Here is a 6179-nt window from a genome sequence, read left to right as displayed (position 1 = left end):
CCCTCAAAACTCCACGACGGCGCGGATGGACTTTCCCTGGTGCATCAGGTCGAAGCCGTGGTTGATCTCGTCCAGCGTCAGTTTGTGGGTGATCATCGGGTCGATCTCGATCTTGCCGTCCATGTACCAATCGACGATCTTGGGCACATCCGTGCGCCCTTTCGCACCGCCAAATGCGGTGCCGCGCCAGACCCGGCCGGTGACCAGCTGAAACGGCCGCGTCGATATTTCGGCACCCGCAGGTGCGACGCCGATGATGATGCTTTCGCCCCAGCCCTTATGCGCGGCCTCAAGAGCGGTGCGCATCACGTTCACATTGCCCGTGGCATCGAAGGTATAATCACAACCCCCGCCCGACAGCTCGACCAGATGCGCAACCATATCCCCCTCAACCTTCGAGGGGTTCACGAAATCCGTCATGCCGAAATGGCGGCCCATCTTTTCCTTGTCATCGTTCAGATCCACGCCGATGATCTGATCCGCGCCCGCCATGCGCAGACCCTGGATCACGTTCAGACCGATGCCGCCCAACCCGAAGACCGCCGCCGTCGAGCCAATCTCGACCTTGGCGGTGTTGATCACCGCCCCGATGCCCGTGGTCACGCCGCAGCCGATGTAGCAGATCTTGTCAAACGGCGCGTCTTTCCGGACCTTTGCCAGCGCGATCTCGGGCACAACCGTGTGATTGGCGAAGGTCGAGCAGCCCATATAGTGGTGGATCGGCGTGCCATCCAGCATTGAAAACCGGGTCGAACCGTCGGGCAAAAGCCCCGCACCCTGCGTCGCGCGCACCTTCTGACAGAGGTTGGTCTTGGGGTTCAGGCAGTACTCGCATTCGCGGCATTCAGGTGTGTAGAGCGGGATCACATGATCGCCCACTTCAAGGCTGGTCACGCCCGCGCCCACCTCGATCACAACGCCCGCACCCTCATGGCCCAGAATGGCCGGAAAGATCCCCTCCGGATCATCGCCGGACCGCGTGAATTCATCCGTGTGGCACAGGCCCGTCGCCTTGATCTCAACCAAAACCTCTCCCGCGCGCGGACCCTCAAGATTCACCTCCATGATCTCCAAGGGCTGTCCGGCAGCAACAGCAACAGCAGCTCGGGTCTTCATCATCAAGGCGGCCTCCAAAAGGTTTTCCAATAGGACAGAAAAAGAAGGCGGACATCTTTGTCAAGTAAAAGCCCTGGCGTTCCTACCCTGGATTGAATTTCAAATTGGTGGTGTCCCCAAAGACCCGCGATCTATGAACTGCGTTTTCAATTGCACACTATTGGGAACGCCTTCACCCGCCAAACGCGCCAACAGAACCCGCGCTGCGGTGCGTCCCATTTCGATTTGTGGGACACGCACTGTAGCCAATGGCGGCGTTACAACAGAAGCTATGCCAATGTCATCAAACCCGACAATCGAAACGCTACGCGGCACGTTCACATTCAGATCTCTTGCGCGCATCAAGGCGCCTGCAGCAAGGACATCGTTTCCGCAAATGATCGCCGTCGGAGCCGTTCCGCCTTGCATGATCTGTTCAAAGGCTTCAGCGCCGTGTTCAAGGCGGTATTTGGCTTCAATGATCTCACTCAAAACCGCATCCCCACCGAAATCAGCAATGGCTGCCTTAACACCCGCGCATCGGTCCCGTGCCCGGTCGTTCCCGCTGCGTATCCCACAAATCATGGCAAGCCGCCTATGACCCTTGGCCAAGACCCTGGATGTCGCGTCATAGGCCGCTTGTTTGTTGTCGAAACCGACAAAGAATTGGTCCGACCCCTTCTTAAAACACCATGAGAGCACGCAAGGCAGGTTGCGTTTTTCAAGAAAATCCTTGGTTTCTTGCGGTCTTTCATTGCCAATTAGGAGAAGCCCATCTGCGCCATGGGTGACAAGCGCCTTGATTTGTCGAAGTTCCTCTTTCGGGTCATACCCGCTACTGGCAACCAGTAGGTTGACGCCGGCCTCCGACAGCACCTCCTGAAAAGCCTGCAATCCGCTGGCAAACATTGCATTTGCCATGCTGGGAATAATGGCGCCCACCGTGTTTGTGCGGTTCGACGCCAGCGCACGGGCGCCGAAGTTAGGCGTGTAGCCCAACACATCGATGGCTTGATCAATCCGCTCGCGTGTCGGTTTGGACACTTTGTCCGGGTCATTAAGAGCCCGCGAAATACTGGCCGTAGACACACCGGCCATGCGCGCGACATCTTCCAGAGTTGGCGTTGTGTTCTTTTTCATGCGCGGTTTTTCACTCACTCGGGCCTGAAGCCAGTTGCGTTGTCATGCGCAAAACAGTTTCACGACAAAACCAAAAATGTAAGCCCTTGCAAGAATCGATGTAAGCGCTTACACGGCGTTAACGTTTTCAATCTGGCTGGTCTTGAGACTCACGTTTGCTTAATTGCCGACCAACGCACAGCCTTGCGAAACAGGAAATGAGTAAACCGAGGGAACTGTCTTTCAAATGCTTGACTCAGCGCGAAAAAACCGTCGCACAATGGGGCTGCGAGAGATGAAACATCCCGCAAGTTTTGAAGCAAACTCACCTTTGTGCGGGATAAAGAGCCAAAAATCCCCCACGTTAACTAATCCAAACCATTAGACAGGATCGAGATTCATGGCCCGTGAATATCTGAAAAAAGCTGCGAAAACCGCGATGACAGACGCGGGCGATGTCCGCGAAACTGTGCAGAACATTCTTGACGACATTGAAGCTGGTGGCGATGCCGCCGCTTTGAAATATGCCGAGAAATTCGATAATTACCAAGGCAGCATTATCCTCAACGAAGAGGAAATTGCCGCAGCCTCCGTTCTGGTTTCGCAAAAACTGAAAGATGATATCGCATTTGCTCATGACAATGTGCGCCGTTTCGCGGAAACTCAAAAATCAACAATGAGCGATGTTGAGTTGGAGGTCGTGCCGGGGCTGATTGCTGGTCAAAAGGCGATACCGTGCCGCGCGGCAGGATGCTATGTGCCCGGTGGCCGCTACAGCCATATCGCAAGCGCAATCATGACCGTGACCACGGCCAAAGTTGCCGGATGCCAACACATCACGGCCTGTTCTCCCCCGCGCCCAGGCGTCGGCATCAATCCCGCTATTATCTACGCGGCCAATCTTTGCGGCGCGACAAAAATTCTCTCAATGGGCGGAGTGCAAGGCGTAGCTGCCATGACCTTTGGCCTCTTTGGGTTGCCCAAGGCTGATATTCTTGTCGGTCCCGGTAACCAGTTTGTCGCGGAAGCCAAACGGATCCTATTTGGTCGTGTTGGGATCGATATGATCGCGGGCCCAACGGATAGTCTGATCCTGGCGGACAAAGACGCAGACCCATTCATTGCGGCCACCGACCTGGTCGGACAGGCTGAGCATGGCTACAACTCCCCGGTCTGGCTGGTAACCGACAGTCGCGAACTGGCAGAGAAAGTTATGGAAATCGTCCCGGGGCTGATCGCAGATTTGCCCGAGTTGAACCGCGACAATGCAGAAGCCGCATGGCGTGACTATGCGGAAGTCATCGTTTGTGAAGACCGCGAGGAAATGGCGGTTTGCTCTGATGATTATGCCCCTGAACACCTGACTGTTCAGGCTGCTGATTTGCCCTGGTGGCTTGACCGTTTGCAATGCTACGGGTCGTTGTTTCTGGGAGAAGAAACGACCGTGGCTTTTGGAGACAAGGCATCGGGCACAAACCACGTTCTTCCAACATCGCAATCTGCAAAATACACGGGCGGGTTATCGGTGCACAAATACATGAAAATTGTCACATGGCAACGCGCAACAAGAGAAGGGTCCAAGCCTGTTGCCGAAGCCACCGCGCGCATTTCACGGCTCGAAGGCATGGAAGGTCACGCGCGGTCCGCTGATGCGCGGCTGCACAAGTACTTCCCGCAAGAGAACTTTGACCTTTCAGCGATTGATTGAGAACGTGACGCGCCTTTTCGATGTTACCGACAAAGTTGTTTGCGTGACCGGGGCCAGCAGTGGCCTTGGCAAGCAAGCCGCGAGCCTCTTGGCCAACGCAGGTGCGCGCGTGGTGGGTTTGGCCCGTCGCACGGAGGCCCTGGCCGCTTGGTCCGACCAAACACCAGGAGAGACGGCGCATCTGACGGCTGACTTGTCGGATAGAAACGCGTTGCATGATATCGCACGTGATGCCGCCAAACCCTTCGGCGGCATCGATATCCTGATCAATGCAGCAGGTATCAACACGCGTCAAAAGGCCGAAGACGTATCAGATGCGGGGTGGGACATGACCCTGAACCTCAACCTTGCCGCGCCGTTCTTTCTTTCGCAGGCCATGGCCCCTGGAATGAAGGCCAAAAGATGGGGTAGAATCGTTAATTTCGCATCGCTTCAGTCGCGCCGCGCCTTCCCGGGCGGCATAAGCTATGGTGCCTCAAAGGGCGCGGTGGAGCAGATGACACGCGCCATGGCAGAGGCATGGTCTTCGGATGGCATCACCGCCAACGCATTGGCACCGGGCTTCTTTCGCACCGAGTTGACCGGCCCAGTGTTCAACGACCCTGTTCTGGCGCAGCGCAACGCCGATCAAACTTGTATCGGACGCAATGGGGAGCCTGCCGATTTGGATGGCCCCTTGATGTTCTTCTGCTCGGATGCCTCGGCCTATGTCACCGGGCAAACACTTTTTGTCGATGGAGGTTTCACCGCCAAATGAAAGCCCTTGTTTACACAGACGTCGAAGTCCTTTCCTACACGGATCGCCCCATGCCGATACCGCAAGAAGGCGAAGAACTCGTGCGCATTGTCGCGTCGGGGATTTGTGGATCGGATATGCACGCCTATCTTGGGCATGACGCCCGTCGTCCCGCCCCGCTGACACTGGGCCATGAAGCTGCTGGCGTGGTAGCAAACGGTGCGAATAAGGGCCGCCGCGTTACAATCAATCCATTGGTCGCTTGCCAGAACTGCTCATATTGCCGCACAAGACGCGAAAACCTGTGCCCGCACCGGGAGATCATTTCGATGCATCCCCGCGAAGGTGCTTTTGCTGAATATGTCGCCATGCCTCACCGCAATCTGATCACAGTGCCCGATAATGTGTCGCTTGCGCATGCAGCGCTTGCGGAACCTATTGCGTGCGGCTGGCATGCGGTGCGCTTGGGCAAATCCGTTCTGGGAGGCAATCTGTCCCAACTGCGATGTGCCGTGATCGGGGGCGGCGCAATTGGCGTCGGCGCGGCTTTGTCGCTTGCAGCGCAGGGCGCACGCGACATCACAGTGATTGAACCCAATGAAATACGCCGGTCTGCACTGGCTGATGTTGCCGGGTTTGAAGTTTGCGCGCCCAATGAGGATGCTATGCCTTCAGATGGTGAAGTCGATTTCGTCATCGACGGTGTCGGATACGCCGCAACTCGCGAAACATGTAGTGCGCTGGCCCGCGCCGGTGGTGTCATCGCGCATATTGGCCTCGGCGAAGCAACCGGAGGCCTTGACGTCCGCCGCATGACGCTACAGGAAATCACCTTCATTGGCACCTACACTTATACTGCTGCGGATTTTGCCGCGACCGCTGCGGCCATTTTTGAGGGCAGCCTGGGCGACCTGGATTGGATCGAAGAACGCGCTTTGGCGGACGGCCATGCGGCCTTCAAAGACATACGTTCCGGATCGGTTGCCGCGCCCAAAATCATCCTTACTCCGGAACACGCGACGCCTGTCTCCTAGGCAACGAAAATACAGAGCCCCGCAATCCCGAAAGGACCCGAAATGCACAAGAAAATAATCGTTGCTTTGGCCTTGGACCACGGCATCAGCAAGGAAGCACTTGATATGGCCCGCCATCTGCGTGGCGATGATGGCGAAATTTTTGCGGTGCACGTCCATGAAACCCCAAGCAGTTCAGTAAATGCGTTTATTCCCGAAGACGCTGTAAAACGAGCATTTGCCTCTGCCAGTGAGACCTTGGCGGATCGGCTTATAGGCACGAGCGATGTCGAACCGGTAATGTTGCAAGGTTCCGCCGGGCGCACCATCACGGAGTATGCGCGGAAAATTGACGCCGATTGCATCATCATTGGGTCTCACAAACCCGGCCTGAGCGACTATTTCCTAGGCTCAACGTCGTCACGCGTGGTGCGACATGCACCCTGCTCAGTCTACGTCATTCGGTAAAAACAAACTGACAACTCACTGATTCAAAGTTCTTTTTCGC

6 protein-coding genes are annotated in these 6179 nt (G+C 56.3%); 4 read left to right on the top strand and 2 right to left on the bottom strand.

All coding sequences use genetic code 11. The features are described 5' to 3' along the window. Window positions 1–3: 3 nt before the first annotated feature. Together AB8B75_RS06810 and AB8B75_RS06805 are read right to left on the bottom strand one after the other, a co-directional pair. Window positions 4–1116, bottom strand: coding sequence for an S-(hydroxymethyl)glutathione dehydrogenase/class III alcohol dehydrogenase (locus AB8B75_RS06810; protein WP_405360907.1), 1113 nt, complete (start codon window positions 1114–1116; stop codon window positions 4–6). A 99-nt stretch (window positions 1117–1215) separates the two neighbouring features. After that, on the bottom strand, window positions 1216–2235 hold the full coding sequence (locus AB8B75_RS06805) for a LacI family DNA-binding transcriptional regulator (protein ID WP_405360904.1): 1020 nt from the start codon (window positions 2233–2235) through the stop codon (window positions 1216–1218). Between the two features lie 379 nt (window positions 2236–2614). On the opposite strand from AB8B75_RS06805, the gene hisD reads away from it, so the two are divergent. Genes hisD through AB8B75_RS06785 form a run of 4 tightly spaced genes read left to right on the top strand, consistent with a single transcriptional unit; the run spans window position 2615 to window position 6139 of the window. Next, window positions 2615–3922, top strand: coding sequence for a histidinol dehydrogenase (gene hisD / locus AB8B75_RS06800; RefSeq protein ID WP_405360902.1), 1308 nt, complete (start codon window positions 2615–2617; stop codon window positions 3920–3922). 4 nt (window positions 3923–3926) lie between these two features. Continuing rightward, window positions 3927–4679, top strand: a complete 753-nt coding sequence (locus tag AB8B75_RS06795; RefSeq protein WP_405360900.1) for an SDR family NAD(P)-dependent oxidoreductase — start codon at window positions 3927–3929, stop codon at window positions 4677–4679. Continuing rightward, window positions 4676–5692, top strand: coding sequence for an alcohol dehydrogenase catalytic domain-containing protein (locus AB8B75_RS06790; RefSeq protein ID WP_405360898.1), 1017 nt, complete (start codon window positions 4676–4678; stop codon window positions 5690–5692). The genes AB8B75_RS06795 and AB8B75_RS06790 overlap by 4 nt, the downstream gene beginning before the upstream one ends. Before the next feature lie 42 nt (window positions 5693–5734). Beyond that, window positions 5735–6139, top strand: a complete 405-nt coding sequence (locus AB8B75_RS06785) for a universal stress protein (protein ID WP_405360897.1) — start codon at window positions 5735–5737, stop codon at window positions 6137–6139. Window positions 6140–6179: the final 40 nt, after the last annotated feature.

It is taken from the genome of Roseobacter sp., from assembly GCF_045106495.1.
GTDB lineage: Bacteria > Pseudomonadota > Alphaproteobacteria > Rhodobacterales > Rhodobacteraceae > Roseobacter.
This window is presented reverse-complemented; position numbering and strand designations above follow the sequence as displayed.